This window comes from Limnochorda pilosa, from assembly GCF_001544015.1.
Lineage (GTDB): Bacteria > Bacillota > Limnochordia > Limnochordales > Limnochordaceae > Limnochorda > Limnochorda pilosa.
This window is the reverse complement of record NZ_AP014924.1, coordinates 84942-103965: the sequence shown is the minus strand read 5'-3', so window position 1 is coordinate 103965 and position 19024 is coordinate 84942. Positions and strand designations below refer to the sequence as shown.

At 71.0% G+C, this 19024-nt stretch carries 19 protein-coding genes; 8 read left to right on the top strand and 11 right to left on the bottom strand.

The window, feature by feature from the left end; translation table 11 throughout:
* Window positions 1-46 precede the first annotated feature (46 nt).
* From LIP_RS00460 to LIP_RS00445, 4 genes are all read right to left on the bottom strand, one after another.
* Entirely contained in the window at window positions 47-1717 is a 1671-nt protein-coding gene (locus LIP_RS00460) for a putative ABC exporter domain-containing protein (protein WP_068132864.1), read from the bottom strand.
* Complete coding sequence (locus tag LIP_RS00455) at window positions 1714-2520, bottom strand: ABC transporter ATP-binding protein (RefSeq protein WP_198409617.1); 807 nt, start codon at window positions 2518-2520, stop codon at window positions 1714-1716. The genes LIP_RS00460 and LIP_RS00455 overlap by 4 nt, the downstream gene beginning before the upstream one ends.
* A gap of 94 nt (window positions 2521-2614) precedes the next feature.
* The gene (locus LIP_RS00450; protein ID WP_068132862.1) at window positions 2615-2884 is read right to left on the bottom strand and encodes a co-chaperone GroES; all 270 of its coding nucleotides are present in this window, start codon (window positions 2882-2884) and stop codon (window positions 2615-2617) included.
* Between the two features lie 83 nt (window positions 2885-2967).
* Entirely contained in the window at window positions 2968-3204 is a 237-nt protein-coding gene (locus LIP_RS00445; RefSeq protein WP_068132859.1) for a glutaredoxin family protein, read from the bottom strand.
* A gap of 273 nt (window positions 3205-3477) precedes the next feature.
* Here LIP_RS00445 and LIP_RS00440 point away from each other — a divergent pair, with 273 nt between their 5' ends.
* Window positions 3478-3900, top strand: a complete 423-nt coding sequence (locus tag LIP_RS00440) for a hypothetical protein (protein WP_068132858.1) — start codon at window positions 3478-3480, stop codon at window positions 3898-3900.
* Between the two features lie 9 nt (window positions 3901-3909).
* Here the strand turns inward: LIP_RS00440 and LIP_RS00435 are convergent, their stop codons facing one another.
* On the bottom strand, window positions 3910-4347 hold the full coding sequence (locus LIP_RS00435) for an OsmC family protein (RefSeq protein ID WP_068132856.1): 438 nt from the start codon (window positions 4345-4347) through the stop codon (window positions 3910-3912).
* 233 nt (window positions 4348-4580) lie between these two features.
* Here LIP_RS00435 and LIP_RS00430 point away from each other — a divergent pair, with 233 nt between their 5' ends.
* On the top strand, window positions 4581-5930 hold the full coding sequence (locus LIP_RS00430; protein WP_068132851.1) for an alpha/beta family hydrolase: 1350 nt from the start codon (window positions 4581-4583) through the stop codon (window positions 5928-5930).
* An 11-nt stretch (window positions 5931-5941) separates the two neighbouring features.
* Window positions 5942-7051 carry a lysylphosphatidylglycerol synthase transmembrane domain-containing protein gene (locus LIP_RS00425; RefSeq protein ID WP_068132846.1) on the top strand — a complete coding sequence of 370 codons (1110 nt, stop codon included), beginning with the start codon at window positions 5942-5944 and terminating at the stop codon, window positions 7049-7051.
* A gap of 13 nt (window positions 7052-7064) precedes the next feature.
* Here LIP_RS00425 and LIP_RS00420 read toward each other — a convergent pair whose 3' ends face one another.
* From LIP_RS00420 to LIP_RS00405, 4 genes are read right to left on the bottom strand one after another with little or no spacing between them, the layout of a single operon-like run.
* Complete coding sequence (locus LIP_RS00420) at window positions 7065-7628, bottom strand: chemotaxis protein CheB (protein ID WP_068132843.1); 564 nt, start codon at window positions 7626-7628, stop codon at window positions 7065-7067.
* Window positions 7619-8137, bottom strand: a complete 519-nt coding sequence (locus LIP_RS00415; protein WP_198409616.1) for a chemotaxis protein CheD — start codon at window positions 8135-8137, stop codon at window positions 7619-7621. Before LIP_RS00415 ends, LIP_RS00420 begins: the two co-directional genes overlap by 10 nt.
* Window positions 8134-8709 (bottom strand): chemotaxis protein CheC, encoded by a 576-nt coding sequence (locus LIP_RS00410; RefSeq protein ID WP_068132838.1) that lies wholly within the window; start codon window positions 8707-8709, stop codon window positions 8134-8136. Before LIP_RS00410 ends, LIP_RS00415 begins: the two co-directional genes overlap by 4 nt.
* Window positions 8710-8750: 41 nt before the next feature.
* Window positions 8751-9110, bottom strand: coding sequence for a response regulator (locus tag LIP_RS00405; RefSeq protein WP_068132835.1), 360 nt, complete (start codon window positions 9108-9110; stop codon window positions 8751-8753).
* Window positions 9111-9435: 325 nt separating this feature from the next.
* Here LIP_RS00405 and LIP_RS00400 point away from each other — a divergent pair, with 325 nt between their 5' ends.
* A complete protein-coding gene (locus LIP_RS00400; protein ID WP_068132834.1) occupies window positions 9436-11022 on the top strand; it encodes a Mur ligase family protein in 1587 nt (528 codons plus the stop codon).
* Window positions 11023-11069: 47 nt separating this feature from the next.
* Here LIP_RS00400 and LIP_RS00395 read toward each other — a convergent pair whose 3' ends face one another.
* Entirely contained in the window at window positions 11070-11678 is a 609-nt protein-coding gene (locus tag LIP_RS00395) for a LysM peptidoglycan-binding domain-containing protein (RefSeq protein WP_068132832.1), read from the bottom strand.
* Window positions 11679-11927: 249 nt separating this feature from the next.
* Here LIP_RS00395 and LIP_RS00390 point away from each other — a divergent pair, with 249 nt between their 5' ends.
* From LIP_RS00390 to LIP_RS00375, 4 genes are all read left to right on the top strand, one after another.
* Window positions 11928-12959: a LacI family DNA-binding transcriptional regulator gene (locus tag LIP_RS00390; RefSeq protein ID WP_068132829.1), complete on the top strand. Its 1032-nt coding sequence runs from the start codon at window positions 11928-11930 to the stop codon at window positions 12957-12959.
* 48 nt (window positions 12960-13007) lie between these two features.
* Window positions 13008-14291, top strand: a complete 1284-nt coding sequence (locus LIP_RS00385; protein WP_198409615.1) for an ABC transporter substrate-binding protein — start codon at window positions 13008-13010, stop codon at window positions 14289-14291.
* A gap of 94 nt (window positions 14292-14385) precedes the next feature.
* Window positions 14386-15483 carry a carbohydrate ABC transporter permease gene (locus LIP_RS00380; RefSeq protein WP_068132825.1) on the top strand — a complete coding sequence of 366 codons (1098 nt, stop codon included), beginning with the start codon at window positions 14386-14388 and terminating at the stop codon, window positions 15481-15483.
* Window positions 15484-15500: 17 nt separating this feature from the next.
* Window positions 15501-16916 carry a carbohydrate ABC transporter permease gene (locus LIP_RS00375; RefSeq protein ID WP_198409614.1) on the top strand — a complete coding sequence of 472 codons (1416 nt, stop codon included), beginning with the start codon at window positions 15501-15503 and terminating at the stop codon, window positions 16914-16916.
* A 556-nt stretch (window positions 16917-17472) separates the two neighbouring features.
* Here LIP_RS00375 and LIP_RS00370 read toward each other — a convergent pair.
* Complete coding sequence (locus LIP_RS00370; protein ID WP_068132822.1) at window positions 17473-18984, bottom strand: carboxypeptidase M32; 1512 nt, start codon at window positions 18982-18984, stop codon at window positions 17473-17475.
* Window positions 18985-19024 lie beyond the last annotated feature (40 nt).

Genomic DNA, 19024 nt, shown 5'->3' with positions numbered 1-19024 from the left:
CCCCGCTCAGCCGTTCCTTCGGCCGCCGGGCAGGGATGCCGCCCCGCTACTCACCCAGCTCGGCCCGATGGAAGAGGGCGGCGGCAGCCGCGAAGAGTCCTGCGCCCACGGCTGAGGTCGTCAGGAAACCCACCCCGGCGGCGGCCGCGCTCGCCGCCCCCAGTGCAAGCGCGACCCAGGCCGCGGCGACGCCGGGGATGAGCCCCACCAGGACCAGCACTGACTGAATGACCATGCGGGTGGCGCGCCCCAGCCAGGGGGGTACCCCCACGCTGGCCAGGGCCAGGGAGCCCTGGGTGAGCCAGGCGACCGCCAGGAGCACCAGCAACCCCCCCGCCAGCGACGCCGCGCCCGCCCCTGCAATGCCCACGGCCACCCCCAGCATGACGCCGTACGAGAGAAAGAGGTCCAGCGACGAGACCAGGGAGGCCGCGACCAGGCGCTTCCAGGCGGCATCAGGAATGAGGTAGAGGTACGGCCGCCGAAGCTCCTCGCTCAGGTAGCCCCAGGGCGCGCTGAAGAGGGCCAGCGCCGGCGGGACCACCCAGAGCCAGAGCGAGGCCGTGCCCGCACGCACCAGGGCCCCCAGGACGCCCCCCAGCACCGCCAGGCCCAAGAGGCTCATCCACCACGACGCCAGCTCCAGCCGCAGCCACCGGTTCGCCTGTTGCCAGAAGAGCGCCCACGCGCCCTGCCCCATGGGGGGAAGGGCCCGCACCTGCCGGAGCCGTCCTGGTAAACCCAGGTGTTCCACCGCCACGCTCTGGGTGTCGACGTTCCACGTGCTGGCCGCCTGGTGGATGCGGGCATCCTGCTCCCCCTGGAGGACCAGGGGCTCGTAGTAATCGTCCGCCAGGGCGGCGGCGACGGCCCACAGCCCGACCAGGACGCCGGCACCCGCGACGGTGGCGGCCCAGACCCCGTTCCCCTGCCCAAGGGCCGCCCCGAGGAAGGCGGCGGCCCAGCTCACGGGCGGCACCGTCGCCAGCCCGTGCGCCCGTTCGAGCAAGAGGCTCATGACCCCACCGGCACCCGCGGGCGCCCCGGAGAGCAGGGCGGTGACCACGGGGGCGAGCAGCCACCCCACCCCCGTAGCGGCACCTGCGGCGAGGAACCCCTTCAACGCCCGGCGCGCCCGGGCGGCCCGAGGTTGCGGCTGGTGCTCCAGGGCCAGCCAGACCACGGCGTGCGTCCCGTCGCCCCAAAGGCCCATGAGGATGATGAAGGCGTAGAACCAGCCCACTCCGGCTCGCCCCAGGGAATGACCGGCGCTCTCCAGGAGGACGACCCACAGGACCAGAAAGGGGAGCTGGGTGACCAGCCGCTGGATCGCCGTCCGGGCGAGCTGGAAGATCAACAGGTGCCGGCTGGAGATGGGGCTGGGTAGCAGGAGCGAGGCGTCGGCCGAGCTCAGGGTGAAGGGCGAGCGTTGGGCGGCGGCCCAGAGCCGCTGCCCCACCGAGAGCAAGATCCAGAGCGCGGCGAGGCCGCCGGACACGAAGCCCCCATCGCCTGGAACGGGTGGCTGCCCATCCCCCCCAGGCCCACGGAGGAAGACCGCCGCCACCCCAAGGGCGACGGCCGCGTAGAAGAGAAGCCAAGCGGGGCGGTGAAGGAGGCGCACCAGGCGGTTCCGCTCCCGGCGCAGCTCCAGCACCGCGAGCGCGCGCAGGTCGCGCGCGGGGCCGGGTGCCGCCCCGAAGGGGGAAGGGGTCATGGGGTCGCGTTCCCCTCGCCCGTCGCCTCCAGGAAGACCTCCTCCAGGGGGGCGTGGGTGGGCAGGTGGAAGCGCTCGCGCAGTTGATCCAGGGTACCCTCGGCCAGCAGCTCGCCGCGGTTCATGACGATGGCCCGGTCGCAGAGGCGCTCCACCGTCTCGAGCATGTGGGTGCTCACCAGGATGGCCGCACCCTCGTCCCGCATCGCGCGCAGCGAGGTCTTCAGGTCCCGCTGCGCCGCGGGGTCCAGCCCCACCAGGGGTTCGTCGAAGAGGAAGACCCGAGGCCTGTGGAGCAGCGCGGCACAGATGAGGAGCTTCTGCCGCTGCCCCTTGGAAAGGGTGGCGCCCAGCGCGTCCCGTTTCTCCCACAGGTGGTAACGGCGCAGGAGGGCCTCGGAGGCCGCCTGCCAGCCCGAGAGGCGGAAGGCCAGCGCGATGAACTCCAGGTGTTCCCAGGCCGTGAGGAGCTCGTAGACCGAAGGAACCTCGGGCACCAGGGCGAGCCCCCGGCGGGCCTCGGCGTCGGTGTGCGGCCTGCCCTCGATGAGGACTTGGCCCGCCGTCAGCCGCAGGAGGCCGGCGACCGTCTTGAGGGTGGTGGTCTTCCCGGCCCCGTTGGGCCCCAGGAGCGCCACGATCTCGCCGGCCTGCACGTGGAAGCTCAACCCGCGTAGGACCCGGTGCCGTCCGAAGTCTTTGACGAGCCCCCGCACCGCGAGCAGGGCCTGTTGGCTGTCGCCGGCCGGCTGCACCTTCGCGCCGGCCGGGCGCTCGCCGTCCCGCGTCTCCCCCGCGGCCACCGCTCTCCCCCTCTGACCCGATCCCAGGAGTCCAGAGAGGCAACTTCCCTCTGAGCGGGTCAACTCCTGCTACGCGGCGGGGGACGCGGTCACCTCATGCCTTGATGCGGGCCAAGACGTCCTGGCGTTGGAGGATCGTGTAGGTCTCGCCGTTCAGGCGGATCTCCGTACCGGAGTACTTGTCGACCAGCACCCGGTCCCCCGCCTTGAAGGGCCACTCCTCGTCGCTGGTGCCAATGGCGATCACCTCGGCCTGCGCCGACTTCTCCTGGGCCACGTCGGGCAGGAAGATGCCGCCGGGCGACTTCTCCTCCGGCTTCACCAGGCGGATCAAGACGCGGTCCTCGAGCGGTTGGATCTCCATGGAACGCTTCCTCCTCTCCGGCCCGGCCGCCCTCGAGGGCGGCGACGCCGGTTCGTTCGTGTGGGTGATCTTCCCCAAGGGCGCTACCTGAGGTCGAGGGCCCGGTCGATACGGGCCCGGTCGAAGCCCACGATCACCTTGCCGTCGATCTCCACCACGGGCACGCCCGTCTGCCCCGACCTGTGCATCATGCGCTCGGCCTCCCTGCGGTCGCGGGAGACGTCCACGTCCCGGAAGGGCACACCCCGCTGGCGCAGGTAACGCTTGGCGGCGTTGCACCAGGGGCAGGTCGGGGTGGAGTAGACCGTCACTCGAGCCAATCTGCTCGTGTCCTCCTCGAATACGGATACGGGGTAGAGTTAGATCGTCGAGATCATGATAGGGAACGGCCGCGGCCCTGTCAAGAGGTCCCGCGGCTCCCGGCGGGGAGATTCGCAGGGTCGTGGGGCTCGAGGTTCGCTCCGCCCCCGGCACGCGTCGCGTTCTCTTGACCCACCGCCCGGACGCCGCTATGCTGTTGGGCGTAGGGGTATCCGCTCGAGTGAAGGAGGGAGGCTCTCACCCCAGCCATCGGCGCGGGGAGAGCCGATCCGATGCGTCTGGCAGCCGTGGTCCATCAGGACGGAACCATCGCCCGGCTTCCTGAAGGTCCCGTGATCCACGTGTGGGAGAGCTCGGACGGTGCGCCCAGGATCATCGAGAATCCTGGCTATACCGCCACCTCCGCCCGTCGCCTCGCCACCCTGCGGGCCATGCTGGCCGAGAGCGTGGAAGCCGTCTGCACACCGCCCGAGGGCTTCTGCCCCCACTCGCACCGGGAGGCGGTGCACCAGTCCGTTCGGTTCATCGTCGTGGATCCCGGCGTCACGGCGGAGAGCTTGCAGCAGCAAGGCGACGCGCTGGCCGCCCGGGCCGTGGCCCAGCTCTCGCCCGACCTGCTGGCGGAACCGGGCCACCATGCCCGCGAGCACCCGCACGAGCACCATCACGAGCACTCCCCGGGCCAGGCGGGCTGATCGGCGCGGCTAGGCCGCGCCCCCAGGCTCAACGGGCTCGCGGACGGTGATGCGGTAGCTGAGCTCGGCCGTGCCGCGCACGGTGGCGGAGGCACCGCAGTACTTCTCCTGGGAGAGCTGCACTGCTCGCTCCAGGTGCTGGAGGGGCAGGTCGCGACCGTAGAAGACGTACTCCAGCTCGATCCGCGTGAAGGGCTTGGGGTACTCCTCGGCCCGATCGGCGTGGACCTGGATCTCGAAGCCGTCCACCGCGACCCGCTTCTTGCGCAGGATGGAGACCACGTCCATCCCCGTGCAGCCTGCCACCGCGATGAGCAGCAGCTCCATCGGGCGGGTTCCCGCCTCGTCGCCCCCGACCTGGGCCGAGCTGTCCATGACCACCCAGTGGTTGCTCCCCCCGCGTCCGAGGAAGGTCATGCCGCCGGCGTGCTTCACCTGGACGTCCATCGCACCATCCGTCCTCTCCGTGATTTCGAAGATACCCGTGCGGGTAGACACCGCCTTCATGATAAGGGGCCCGGGCCATCCCGTCAAAGGGGGAGCGGGCCCCCTCCGGGGAGGGCCGCATCCGGGGCGGCCGCGCACGAGGCCAGGGGGTCCGATGGCCTCCGTCGAACAGCACCGTGCAAGACCACGGGCGGACCTGCCGCGGGCAGGTACCCCGAGCGGAAGGGAGCTGTATGCCGTTGGCTGAGCAGGCACCGGAGCGGGGCCCTACCCCGGGGCTGAAGGCGCCGCTCTCCGCGGAGGAGTACGGCCGCGGTCTTTCCTTCGCGGCCTTCCTGGCCCGAGCCGGCTCCAGCCGGCAGCGGATGGCCCGCATCTACCGCCAGGTCGAGCCGGACCCGGACACCGTGGAGGCGTTCCGGCGCTTCGGCGCGGACGGCGGGCGGCTCTATGCCGTGGTGGAAGGGTGGTGCGGCGACTGCGCTCAGGTGGTGCCCGTGCTGGCGCGGGTCGCGGCCGAGGCGGCCGTCCCGCTGGTCTTCTTCGAACGGGATGCCGACCCGGACCTGGCCGGCCGCCACCAGACGGGAGGCAAGGGGCGCATTCCGCTGGTGGTGGCGATGGATGCCCAGGGAAACGAGGTGGGGCGCTTCGTGGAGCGCCCGGCCGCGGCCAACCGGCTCCTGCGCACGGTTCGGGCCGCGCAGGCGGACCCGTCGGCACCGGCCGCGCGCACCAGGGCCCAGGCGGAGCTGGCCCGGGGGTACGAGCGGGGCGGTCTCCGGGCGGCGCTGCTCGAGGAGCTGAGGGCGACGATCGGGGGTGAGACCCTGGAGACGGAGATAGGATCCCCGGCCGGTCGACTGCCGGCCATCCTTCACCCCGCCCAGGGCTGGCTTGCTGCAGCTCCCGGCGAGCGGGCGACCTGGCCGCTGGCCGTGGTCGCCCACGGCGCGAACCACGACATGGCGCACCCCCTCAGCCGGCACCTTTGCCAGCGGCTGGCCCAGAGGGGCATCACGGCAGTGCGCTTCGCCTTCGCCTTCCGGCTCGCCGGTAGCCCTCCTTCGGCGTGGGCGAAGGAGGAGACGCTCCAGGTGGAAGCCACCCTGGACCACCTGAGCCGCGCCTACGGGGTGCCCGCCGAGAGCGTCTTCCTGGCGGGCAAGTCCATCGGCGCCGCGGCAGCCGTGGAAGCGGCGCACCGGCGGGACGTGGCCGGCATCATCGCCTTCGGTTTTCCCTTCCATGGGCGCGACGGATCCTGGCGCTGGCGCCCCGACGTGCTGGTGGGTGCAGCCCCCGTGCTTCTCCTCCAGGGGGAGCTGGATCCCATGGGCCCGCCGGAGGTGGTGCGCCCCTACGTGGACGCCGCGAGGGCCGACGTCACGTGGCGGCCGATCCCGGGCGAGGGGCACGGCCTCGCGGGAAAGCTTCAGGAGGTGCTGGACGAGGCGGTGGCGTGGCTGGTGGAGCGGGCAGAGAGGAGCCACGGGTCTTCCACCGAATCCGACTTGCAGCGTCCCAGCGGGGGACGTACCATAGGATCGGACGGGCGTGCGGCGCCCGAGGCGCTGGAGTAGGGAGGATCAGGATGGAACGGGCGGACGAACGGCCAAGCGGCGGGGCCCCGGGAAGCGCGGCATCCTCCGACGTCCCCGGGGAAGCGGGAAACCCGCGGCGCCTCCTGCGCCAGCTCCTTGTCACCCTCCTGCTCACAGGGGTCAGCCTCGTGCTGGTGGTACGGTGGACGGGGCTCTTGCCGCAAGAGCTCTTGGGCAAGCTGCGCCCCGGCTGGCTGGCGGTAGCTGCCCTTGCCTTGGTCTTCAGTTGGGTCGTGCGGAGCCTGCGCGTCTGGCTCCTGGTGCGCACCCTGGATGAAGCGCCGCCCTTCCTGGCCCTTCTCACCGACTTCGTCTCGAGCCTGTTCGTCAGCGGGGTCACGCCCACCGCGAGCGGGGGGTTCCCCTTCTTCGTCTACGCGCTGGGCCGGCGCGGCGTGGGGTGGGGCACGGCCCTGGCGGCCAACGTCTTCGACACGGTGATCAACGTGCTCACCGTGGCCTTCCTGGGGGTTCTAGCCTGGATCCTGCTCCTTTCCTACGCGGCCGGTCGGACGGGTGGGGTGCTGCTGGTTGGGGTGGCGGTCTGGGTGGTGCTGGGCATGGCTATCTCCATCGTGAGCCTGCTGGCACCCAGGCCGCTGGCCGGGTGGCTCTACCGGGTCGCCCTCCGGCTCCGGCGCGAGGGCCGCCGCCCGCGCCTCACACGTCTGGTGCACGCCTCGGCGGGGCTGGCGGCGCTCCACACCCGGGCCGTGCGCAAGCTGCGGCGCCGCGGGCGCGCGCCGCTCGTCTACAACTTCCTCCTCAACCTGGTCTACTGGGTGGCCTTTCTCAGCGTGAGCCCCCTGATCCTGGCCGCCCTGGGTCTGGTGGTGAAGGACGGTCCCGGTGCGCCGCTCTGGCTGGACGCGATCTTCGCGCACCTCACCTACCACCTGGCCCAGAACGCCATCCCGACGCCGGGAGCGGCGGGCGGGGCCGAGGTGGGCATCGCCTACCTGTTCAAGCCCTACCTTGCTGCGGACCGCCTGGGCGGCTTCGTGCTCCTCTGGCGGCTCCTCACCTACTACTTCCAGCTCGCCGTCGGCGGCCTCTTCCTGCCCCGGACCCTCCGCCAGATGATCCGCGGCCGGGCCTGACGGCGACCGCGCGTCATACCCTCTCGGCCAGGACCCGGGCGATCTCCGGGACGGTGAGGACGCGGTCCGCCGCACCGGAGGCCAACACGTGCTCGGGCATGGAGGCGATGAGCGCTTCGGCGGGGTCCTGCACCAGCACCATGCCCCCATGCCGCTTCACCTCCAGGCTTCCGGCGGTGCCGTCGCGGCCCATGCCGGTCAGCACCACCGCGACCAGGCGGCTCCCCCAGCGCGGGGCGGCCGACAGCAGGGTCACGTCCAGTGCGGGCCGGACGAAGTTCACCGGAGGATCCTGGGAGAGCCGGACCCGCCCGTGACCGTCCAGCACCAGGTGGAAGCCGCCCGGCGCCACCAGGGCCTGCCCCGGTTCCGGCCGATCGCCCGGGCGCGCCTCCCGTACGGCCAGCGCGCTCACCCGATCCAGACGGGCCGCCAGGGCTCCGGTGAAGTTGGGCGGCATGTGCTGGACCACGATGAACGCCCCCGGCGCCGGCATGGGGATGAGCCTCAGAAGGCTCTCCACAGCCGCCGGTCCCCCGGTGGAAGCGCCGATGACCACCAGGGGGCTCAGATCCACCGGACGTCCCGCCCGCCCGACGTGACGCGCGTGCGGCCGTCCGCCAGGTCAAAGAGGAGGCTACGCCCCCGGGTCCCGCCCACGTCCTCCCCCACCAGGCGCAGGTCCAAGCGCCGGAGCTCGGTGCGAACCGCCTCCACGTTCCGCTCGCCCACGTTGAGCGTGTCCGAGTGGGCGAAAAGGCGCGCGCCCCCCGCCATCTTGGCTTCCAGACGCCTGAGGTCGCCGCCCAGGGCCGCCACCGCGGCCACCAGCCGCTCCACCGCCAGGTTGGCGTAGAGAGCGGGTTGACCCTCGCGGTCCCGATCGCCCCATGGCAGGAAGACGTGGGCCAGGCCCCCCACCTTCCCGAAGGGATCGTACAGGCAAAGCCCCACGCAGGAACCCAGGCCGTAGGTGACCAGCCGGGTTGGGGCCGAAGCCGCGACCAGCTCTCCCAGCCCCACGGTGCGTGGGCCCGCGCCGTCCTGAGGCGTCGGCACCGCCTCCCGGACGTCAAGCGGTCTCACGCGCCCATCCCCAGGCGCTCCAGCAGCGCCTCCAGGTCCCGGCGCACCGGCAGGTAGACCAGCTGCCCTTCCAGGCGGCTGCCGTCGAGCTCGAACTGGGTGGACATGAGGATGACGTCGCCCACGCTCTGCGATGCGGCCAGGAGGCTGGTCATGAGGGAAGCGGCCGAATCCTCCACGGGCTCGGGCGGGCCCGGGCGGAGGGGGCGGTCCGTGAGGGTGGCGAGCGCGTCCAGATAGGCGGTGAGGGTGATGTTGCCCACCTCCACCGCACCCGAGCGGAGGAGCTCGGGCTCACCCCCGGGGACCAACGGCCGGCAGAGCCGCTCCAGGCCGTCGTCGGCGAAGATGAGGCAGATCCAGCCGCCCCGGCCGCCCACGGGCATCACCACCGCCGAGACGGGCCGGTCGCCACCGACCTCCTCGGCCACCCGGGCCAGGGGCACCACCCGGACGGCTGGAATGCTCACGTTCACGAGGCGGTCCCCATAGAGCTCGGACAGCGCCCGTGCCGCATTCCCGGCACCGATGGTGGCCAGCTCCCGGAGCGCGTCGAGCCGTGTCGCGTCCAACGATCCCTCACCTGCCTGGGGGCGACAGCTGCCGCCGTGGACTAGGACCCGTTCATGCGCTCCAGGGCGTCGCGGATCCGGTCCGCATCGAAGGGCTTCACCAGGAAGTCCTGCGCGCCCGCCTCCAGCGCTTCCACCACCATGGGCTTCTGGCCCATGGCGCTGCAGACGATGATACGGGCTTTGGGCTCGACGGACCGGATCTGGCGAATCGCGGTGATGCCGTCCATCTTGGGCATGGTGATGTCCATGGTGACCAGGTCCGGCCGGAGCTCGTTGTAGAGCTGAACGGCCTCCTCGCCATCGGCCGCCTCGCCCACCACTTCGTGCCCGAACCGCTCCAGGGCGCGGCGCAGGGTCATGCGCATGAAAGCCGTGTCGTCGACGACAAGGACCCGCATGGAACTGAACGCTCCTTCTTCCGGCGTCCTGGCGGGGTGCCAGGCCGGCCGGGGCCGGTGGCCCACCAGGGGGTGGGTGCAGGAGGGTGGGAACCCGATCCCTCTCCTTAGGAATCGGACTGGGCCGGATCCGGCTTGAGGGAACGGGTCCGCTTGCCGAAGCCGAAGACGTGGGGCCAGGCCGCGGTGAAACCGCCGTGAAGGACCCGGCCTCTCTTTTCCAGCGGAACCGGGGAGGATATGGACCGGGTAGGACCCAATTCCCTAGGGAACAGGCGCGTCCCTTGGGACACCGACCTGGGTTCGCAGTGGGGGGAGAAGATCCTTGAAGCGTTGGGACGATCTCCTGGCCGGTGTTCCATGGCAGGCATGCCCGGATCGGTTTCAGGTCCCTGCCGCGGACCTGGCGGTGACCGGGATCGCCCACGACTCGCGCCGGGTGCAGCCCGGCGACCTCTTCGTGGCCGTCCGGGGGCACGCTACCGACGGGAACCGGTTCGCCGCCCAGGCCGAGCGAGCCGGGGCGGTCGCGGTCGTGACCGACGCGCCCGAGAGCTTACCTCCCATCCGGATCCCCGTGGGCCGGGTGGACGATGCCCGTCTGGCCCTCTCCCGCATCGCTGCCTCGTTCTACGGCCACCCGGCCCAGCGTTTGACCGTGGTGGGCGTCACGGGCACTCTCGGGAAGACCAGCGTCACCGAACTGGTGGCCGCCATCCTAGCCAAGGCCGGCCCGGCCTACGAGCCGGGCGTGGTGGGATCGCTAGGGATCCGATTCCGGGGGCAGGGCCGGGGCTCGCTCCTCACCACCCCCGACGCGCTCACCCTCCAGCACACCCTGGCCGAGATGGCGACGGCAGGGGTCCGAGTGGTGGTGATGGAGGTCACCTCCCACGCCCAGCTTCAGCACCGGGTGTCCGACGTCTCCTTCTCCCTGGCCTGCCTGCTCAACCTGGTGCCGGGAGAGCACGCGGACATCCATCCGAGCTTCGACCACTACGCAGCCGTCAAACTCCGCATCCTGGACCAGATCCGGGCGGGAGGCGTCTTCCTCTTCAACGCCCAGGACCCGGAGGTCGTCCGGCGCCTCAAGCCGCGGCTCACACGGGCGCCCTACCGGGTGGCGGCCGTGCATGCCCAGCCGATGGGGCATGAGCCGGCTTCCGGTTCCCGGGAGCGGCACCGCCCCAACGATGTTGTACCCCCCGGCCTCTACCTGGACGCCAGCACCCAGGGGCGGCTCGCCTTCGACGTGCCTGGGCCCCTGCCTACTCTGGAAGGGGAACGGCCCCCCGTGCGCTTCGAGGCTCCCTGGGCCCTGTGGGGCGAACAGAACCGGCAGAACGCGGCGGCCGCGACGGCCATCGCCCTGGCCCTGGGGGTGGAGGTGGAGGCCATCGTCGCCGGGCTCTCCTCGGCCACGCCCGTCCGAAGGCGCATGGAGCCCGTCTACCGCGGCGCCTTCCAGGTCCTGGACGACACCACGGGCCACCCGGCCAGTTTCGAAGCGCTCTTCCGCTCGTTGAGCGCGGTGCCCCGCCAGGGCGTGGTGCTCCTCACGGCCGTGCGGGGAAGCCGGGGCGAGGCGGTGAACCGGGCGAACGCCCGTGCCATCGCCCGGTGGGCCGAGCGGCTTCCCGTTCGGGCCGTGGTGGTGACCGCCTCCGCGGAGGCGGTCCACCCCAAGGACACGGTCCGCCCCGAGGAGTGGCAGGCGTTTCGGGAGGAACTGGTGCGGGCCGGCGTACCCGCGGCGTACCACATGGAGCTCCGCCAGGCGGTGCAGGCGGCGGTGGAAACGGTCCGGCCCGGCGAGATCCTGGTTCTCGCCGGTGCCCAGGGTCTGGATGGGGCGACGCCCATCCTCCGCACCCTCCTGGACGGAAAGGCCGCGCTCCCCGGCCTGTCATGACCGAGGGGAGCCCGGCCGATCCTCCCGACCACCCCGGGACGCCCGCCTCAAACGCTCATGAGACGCCGCAGGCAGTCACCCACCGAGGCTTCCAGCACCACCGGGCCCAGCACCTGGCCGTCGGTGGTACCGGCGACCCGCACCACCACGTCCTCGGTTCCCCGCAGCGAGATCTCGTCGGTGGTGAACACACCCGTGCGCACCTGCCGCCCACCCACCGTCTCCACCAGCCTCATCTCGGAGCCGACGCCGTCCATGCGGAAGACGTAGGTCTGGAAGGTCTCACCCAGAACCGACGGCGCTGGAAGGCCCACGGCTGAGACCAGGACGGTGAAGCCGGTGGCGCCCCGGCGGCGGATCCACACCACCCCGCCCGCCTCGGCATCCACCGCGGACGTGCGCTGCATGGGGACGCAGCAGACGCCCGTCGAGGGCATGCCGCTGGGGATGCAGATCCGCTGGCCGATGCGGAGGCGCGAGGGATCCGGCAGTTGGGGGTTGGCGGCGATCAAGTCGTCCAGGCTCACGCCGAAGCGCCGCGCCAGGCCGAAGAGGGTATCGCCGCTGCGCACGGTGTACAGGACGCCGTTGGGGCAGGCGGGTACCTGGACCTGGCCCAACTTCTCCTGGACCCAGTTCCATGGAATCTCCGGCACGCTTCTCACCCTCCTTCCCGGCCCAGTCTATGGGTCTCCCAGCCGTGGGGGACCAGGAACCGTAGGCTAGGTGGCTTCCCCGTCCAGGCCTAGCGGGAGGGGGCCTTCCCCGCGACCGGCGGCCGCCGGCCCGCGCTCCGCGAAGATCTGCAGCTCCGCAGGAGGGAATCTTCCCCGTGCCTGGAAGACCATAGTAAGCTTAAACGTTTTCGAGGCCTGTCCCATGGGTTGAGCGGGGGAGGGTCCAGCATGCGGCGGGCCACCATCAAGGACATCGCAGAGCGGGCCGGCGTCTCCACGGCCGCGGTCTCCAAGGCCCTCAACGGCAAGCCCGACGTCTCCGAGACCACCCGGGCCCGGGTGTGGGAAGCAGCGCGCGCGCTCGACTACCAGCCGAACTCGCTGGCCCGGGGCCTGGTGAGCCGCCGGACCGGTACCGTCGGGCTCTTCTTCCTGGACCGAGATACCCGCGGCTTCTCGCATCCGTTCGCCGCGCAGGTGATCAGCGGCCTGCTGGACACCCTCACCACACGCGGGTACCACTGCGTGCTCTTCAGCACGCCGGGGAACCCCCACGCCACCGGCGAGCCCGCGTCGTACCTGAGCCTTTGCCGCCAGTGGCAGGTGGAGGGGGCAGCCTTCATGGGGCTTCGCCTCAACGACCCCGCCCTGCGCGAGCTGGCCCGATCCGAGCTGCCCGTGATCACCATCGACGTGCCGCTGGAGGGGCCCCGCTCCACCATGGTGGGTGTCGACAACCGGCGGGCGCAGCGCGAGGCGGTCGCGTACGTGGCCTCCCTGGGCCACCGGCGCATCGCGTTCGTGAACGGGCACCTGCAGGCGGCGGTGAGCCTGGAGCGCCTGGCCGGCTTCCGGGAGGGTCTGGCGGATGCCGGTCTGACGGGGCCGGACGAATGGACGGTCGCCTCGGACTTCACCGAGGGTGGGGGGTATGCGGCCACCCGGGCCCTCCTCCGCCGGGCCGACCGGCCCACCGCGATCCTGTACGCGTCGGACCTGATGGCGCTGGGCGGCTATCGCGCGGCGCGGGAGGCGGGGCTCGCCATTCCCCGGGACCTCTCCATCGTCGGCTTCGACGACATCGATCAGGCCAGCCGCATGGATCCCCCCCTCACCACGGTACACCAGGAGCGGTACGAGCTCGGGCGGTCGGCGGCCCGCGCCCTCCTGGAGGCCCTGGACCACGGCCGGAGCCGGGCATGGGTGCCGGTGCCGTGGTGGCTCGAACGGCGGGCCTCGTGCGGGCCGCCGGCCGCGTGAGGAAGCACGGTGAAGCACGGTACAGATCCGTCGGGGAGGTGCAACAACGTGAAGCACGCTCGGAGTCGCTGGATGGGTCGCATGGCGGCCGCCCTCGCGGCCGCGGCCCTGCTGGTCGCCCTCGCCCCGGCCTTGGCCGGCGCGCAGGGACCCGTGGAGGTGCGGGTCTCGGGCTGGGGCGGCACCGACATCGCCATCGTCGAGGAGCTGGTGAGCCGCTTCGTCCAGCCCGCCGTGGAAGGGGAAGGCATCAAGGTCGTCTACGAGCCCGTGGCCGAGGCCTTCGACGCCTATCTCTTCAACGCCCTCTCGGCCGGAACCGCGCCGGATCTCTTCTACGTCGACATCTTCTGGAGCGAGGCCCTCTTCCGGGCCGGGCAGGTGGAGCCGCTGAACGCCTACCTGAACGCATCGGATCGCCTCAAGGCCTCCGACATCCTGCCCAACCTGATCGAGGGCTTCACCCTCGGCGGGAAGGTCTACGGCATTCCCAAGGACTTTAATACCCTGGGCACCTTCTACAACAAGGACCTGTTCGACGAGGCGGGCGTCCCCTACCCCGACGTCAACGACGACTGGAACTCCTTGGCCGACAAGCTCCGCCAGGTGGCGGAGGCGACGGGGGTGGAGGGCACCGCGCTCATCCCCAAGTTCGAGCGCTTCGGCGCCTTCGCCTACGCCGCCGGCTTCCGGCCCTTCGACGCCAGCGGCCGCACGGACCTCTCCCAGCCCGGGTTCCGCCAGGCCTTCGATTGGTACACGGGCCTGGTGAAGGACGGGCTCGCGGTGCAGCCGGCCGACATCGGGGCGGACTGGTCGGGCAGCGCTTTCGCCAACGAGCAGATCGCGGTCGCCTTCGAGGGGGCGTGGATGCTTGGCTTCCTGCGGGACCAGGCGCCCAACCTGCACTACGGCGTGGCGCCCATGCCCAAGGCCCCCGGCACCGGTCAGCGGGGCAACATGATCTACACGGTCTCCTGGTCGATGAACGCGGCATCGGAGCACAAGCAGGAGGCCTTCCGGGTGCTGGAGGAGCTGACCAGCCCCGAGGCCCAGCAGTGGGTGCTGGAGCGGGGCCTGGCCCTGCCGAGCCGGGCCTCCCTGGCCCAGAACCCCTACTTCCATCAGCAGGCGGTCGAAGCCCAGGCGAACCGGGTGATCTTCGAGGGCGCGTCCGACGGGAACGTCCACCCCTTCAAGTTCCGCCAGTACGGTGGGGACTGGATGAACCCCATCAACGACGCCCTCGGCGCGGTGATGAACAACGAGCTCAGTCCGGAGCAGGCGCTGCGGGAGGCCCAGAGCCGCCTGGACGACCTGACGGGCCGGTAACGCCCGCCGCCGCGTCGCCCCGGGGCCGGGCAGGCCCCGGGGCGGCCGGCGTTCCGCCTCACGGTTGCTTCACGGGAGAAGGGAGGTCGTCGGCATGCGTCTCCCCCGGCTGGCCCAGGAGGCGGCGTGGAGCTACCTCTTCCTGCTACCCTTCCTCGTCACCCTGGGCGTCTTCTTCGCCTACGCGTTCGTGCGCACGGTCTACTTCAGCTTCACCGACTACAACCTCTTCGCCGCGCCGAACTGGGTGGGCCTGAAGAACTACCTGGACCTCTTCCGCGAGCGGCTCTTCCTCACCGCCCTGCGCAACTCCGTGATCTTCGCCGCGGTGGTCACGGTTGGCCAGACCCTCCTCGCGCTCGCCCTGGCGGTGGCCCTGAACCAGAAGATCCGGGGGATCACCGCCTTCCGGTCGCTCTACTACATGCCCAGCATCACCTCGAGCGTGGTGATCACCCTCATCTTCATGTGGCTCTTCCAACGCACCGGCGCCATCAACTACCTGGTGACCCTGGCGAGCCGGTACGGGCCCGCGGTGCTCACCTTCGCCGGGCTGGCGGCCCTGCTCCAAGGCCTCCAGGTGAGCTGGGAGCGCTGGCGGGGCCTTCCCGCCCGGCCCCTGGACCCGGCCTTGCTGGTGGTCTCGCTGCTGGTGGGGGGCGCGCTCACCTGGGCCCTGTGGGCCACCTACCTGCCGGCGCCCGCAGCGGTCGCCGAGCGCCAGATCAACTGGCTGAACACCCGGGGGCGCTGGCCTGCGGGGTGGGGCGCGCCCGTGCCCTTGGAGGCCATCATGATCCTCAACACCTGGACCACCGCGCCGACCTTCATGCTCCTCTTCCTGGCCGGGCTGCAGGATGTTCCCCGCGAGTTCTACGAGGCGGCGGCGGTGGACGGGGCCACGGGCTGGACCGTCTTCCGACGGATCACCCTGCCCCACCTCCAGCCCGTGGTCTTCCTGGTGCTCACCCTGGGGCTCATCGGAACCCTGCAGATGTTCGACCAGGTGGCGATCCTGGGGGACCAAGCGCCTCTCGAGGCCACGGTCACCCTGGCCTACTACGTCTACCACGGCGTCTTCCCGCCGGGTGCGCTGCCCCAGGTGGGACTTGCGGCGGCAGCGGCCGTCTTCTTGGCCGTGCTCACCCTGGTGGTGGTGCTGGTGCAGCGCCTGGTGCTACGGGCCGAGTGAGGAAGGAGGAGATGCTGGTGGCCCACACGACCCCTCATCCCGTGGCGGTACCGACCCCGGCGGAGGGCCTCGCCCACCCGGACCCTGCGTGGCTCGCCCGGCGCCGGTGGGCCCGGGCCGGCCTCGTGTACACCACCCTGCTGGTCCTTTCGATCCTGTTCATGGGCCCGCTCCTCTTCGCCACCCTCTCCAGCCTCAAGGATCAGCCCACCGAGTGGCCGCCGCGGCTCGACCCGCCCCAGCTTTCGCCCCGCTACTGGGTGGGAGCGTACCGGCTGGGCAAGGAGGGCGGTGGCAGCGGCTGGTTCGGCAGCTTTGAGCCGGGCAGCACGCTCCGCATGGAGCTCACCTATCGGGTGCCACCCGGGCAGGCCGAGGCGCCCATTGGGGTACAGGTGCCCCGGCGCGTGCCGGGCGCCGGGGCCGGGGCCGTGCGCACCGGGCCCTTCGCCTCCGAGGTGGCCGCGGTCTCGCCGGTCGAGGTCGTTCGCCGCGTCGAGCAGGAGGACGGCGTGGCCCTCACCTTCCGGTTTACGGTGCACAACGCGTCGGCGGACGTGGCCGTCGACCGGGTTCCCCTGGACGTCACGATCCCCCGGGGCTACCGGCTGCTGGAGGCAACCCTGCCGCCCAACCGGGAGGAGCGCCGCGGGCAGGTGCACAGCTGGAACAACATCGCCGGGGGGCTCATCCCCTACGTCTTTTACAATTACCACCGGGTCTTCAGCGAGAACTACTCCCGCAGCACCGGGCGGAACCTGTTCCTCACCTGGATCGGCAACTCGTTCCTGCTGGCCGCCCTGAAGGTACTCGCCACCCTGGCCTTCGCTTCCCTGGCCGGATACACCCTGGCGCGCATGGATTTCCCGGGAAAACAGGCGCTCTTCGTCTTCATGCTCTTCTCGATGATGCTGCCACCCCAGGTGATCTTCATCTCCAACTACCTGGTGCTGCGGGACGGCATCTTCGGGCTCAGCCGCCTGTGGGGCGGGGGGAGCCTGCTCAACACCTTCACCGGGCTGGTCGTCTCGGGGTTGGTGGGGGCCAGTGCGGTCTTCATCATGCGCCAGTTCTTCCTCTCGCTGCCCCGGGAGCTGGAGGAGTCGGCCCGCATCGACGGGGCCACGCCCTGGCAGACCTTCAGCCGCGTGATCCTGCCCCTGGCGCGGCCGGCCCTGGGGGCCCTCACCATCATGACCTTCCAGGGCGCCTGGAACGACTTCTTCTGGCCGATGGTGGTGCTCACCGCGCCCCAGGACAAGTACACCCTCACCGTGGGGCTCCTCAGCTTCCGGCGCACCTACGGCGTCGCCTTCGACTGGGGGCCGATCCTGGCGGGCGCGGTGGTCTCGGCGCTGCCCATCGTGATCCTCTTCGTGATCTTCCAGCGGTACTTCATCGAGGGGATCAGCTTCTCGGGGTTGAAGGGGTGATCCCAGCCCGCGCTCGGTTATTGAGGGTTGACCCGCTATCGCCGAGTAAGCCACCGCTGGTCCTGAACGGCGCGCGACGGGGTTGGCGCCGCGCGTGCATGCCGCGCTACGGGGACGGCCGGTGACCTCGATCAAGGAGACATGCCGGAGAACCGGCCTCTCGTTCCCTGCGGCGACCACAGCCGAGGCACGGAGTTCGCCCCCTCAGGTATTGCGTATGGACCATTACCTCCTGCAATCATACCTCCCTCGCGCGCAGTCAAGCCTACCTTGACTCGCCGAGCATGCCTGTCGGTCGACCCGGTAGGTCCGCGTGTCAACTGGAAGGCGTGGATGCATAACGCCTCCAGGCCCCCGCTTTTCCCGGGACCGACCATCGATCTTGGCAGGGTATGGACGTCACGCGCGCCGAAGACCGGCGCGGTCACGGCTGGCTCCGTCTCTAGGGTGCAGGCTTCCCTGAGTCCCCCTCTGGACGTACGGAAGGCCCCGCGCGAGGCCTTCCGTACGTTCAGACGACTCGAGTTGAGGGACTCTCCGTGTGCGGAGCCCCAGCCTACAACCCGTACAGTTCCCGGTATTTCCCCTCCAGGTACTCCAGGTACGGGGCCGCCTCCAGGTCCCGCCCTGTGATCTCCCGGGTCATCTCGGGCAGGGTGTAGCGTGCGCCGTGGGCGTGCACCCGCCGGTTGAGCCACTCCTTCAGCCGCACCAGCTCGCCCCGGGCGATGGAGTCGCGCAGGCCCGGCTCTTCCTGCTCGGCCTGCCGGAAGAGCTGGGCCGCGAGGACGGTGCCCAGGGTGTAGGTGGGGAAGTAGCCGATGGAGCCCTGGGACCAGTGGATGTCCTGGAGCACGCCCTTCGCGTCGTCAGGCGGGCGGATGCCCAGGTAGGCTTCCATCTTGGCGTTCCACGCCTCGGGCAGGCCGGCCACGTCGAGGGTGCCGCCCAGCAGATCCCGCTCCAGCTCGTACCGCACGAAGATGTGGAGGTTGTAGGTCACCTCGTCGGCCTCGGTACGAATGAAGGAGGGTTCCACCCGGTTGACCGCCCGGTAGAGCTCCTCCACCGAGGCGCCGCCCAGTTGCTGGGGAAAGATCCGCTGGGCCGCCGGCAGCACGAACTGCCAGAACTCCCGGGAGCGGCCCACCACGTTCTCCCAAAGGCGCGACTGGGACTCGTGCAGCCCCAGGGAGATGATGTCGCCCAGCGGCGTCCGCTCCAACTCCTCAGGGATGCCCTGCTCGTACAGGGCGTGCCCTCCCTCGTGGATGGTGGAGTAAAGCGCGTAGGCCAGGTTCTGCTCGTCCACGCGGGTGGTGATGCGCACGTCGTTCCGGGAGAAGGACGTGGTGAAGGGGTGGGCCGAGGTGTCGAGCCGGCCCCGCTGAAAGTCGAAGCCCATGGCCCTCAACGCCTCGTTGCCCAGCTGGAACTGGCCGTCTCTGGGGAAGGATTGGCGCAGGACCGCATCGCTCACCCGGTCGAGGCGGGGGCGGATCGCCTCCACCAGCGGCACCAGCCGGGCCTTGAGCTGGTCGAAGAGGCGGTCCACCTGGGCGCTGGTCATGTCCGGCTCGAAGCGATCCAGAAGCGCGTCGTAGGGGTGGTCCTGGTAGCCCAGGTGACCGGCCACCTGGCGGGTGAGGTCCAGGATGTGCTCCAGGTGGGGCCGGAAGAGGTCGAAGCGGGACTGGGCGCGGGCTTCCACCCAGGCGTTCTGGGCCAGGGACGAGGCGCGGGCCAGGTCGGAGACGAGCTTGCCCGGGAGCTTGCGCATCTGGTCGATCTCCCGGCGGGCCACCCGGGCCACGCCGGCCGCGAAGGACCCGGGGGATGCGCCCTTCACCTCTTCCTCCAGGGCCTCCAGCGCGTGCACGGTCTCGTCGCTCACGAGACGTTCATGCACCAGACCCGTGAGGGTGGCCGTCTGCTCGGCGCGGGCCTCGGCGCCGCCGGGTGGCATGTAGGTGTTCTGGTCCCATCCCAGAACCGCCGCCGCCCGGCCCAGGTCCATGACGGGTCGTGTCCGCTCGAGGAAGGCCTCGAGCCGTGCCGATCGCTCCATCGACTCCACTCCTTCTCCATTGCTTGGCAACGAGAGCCGC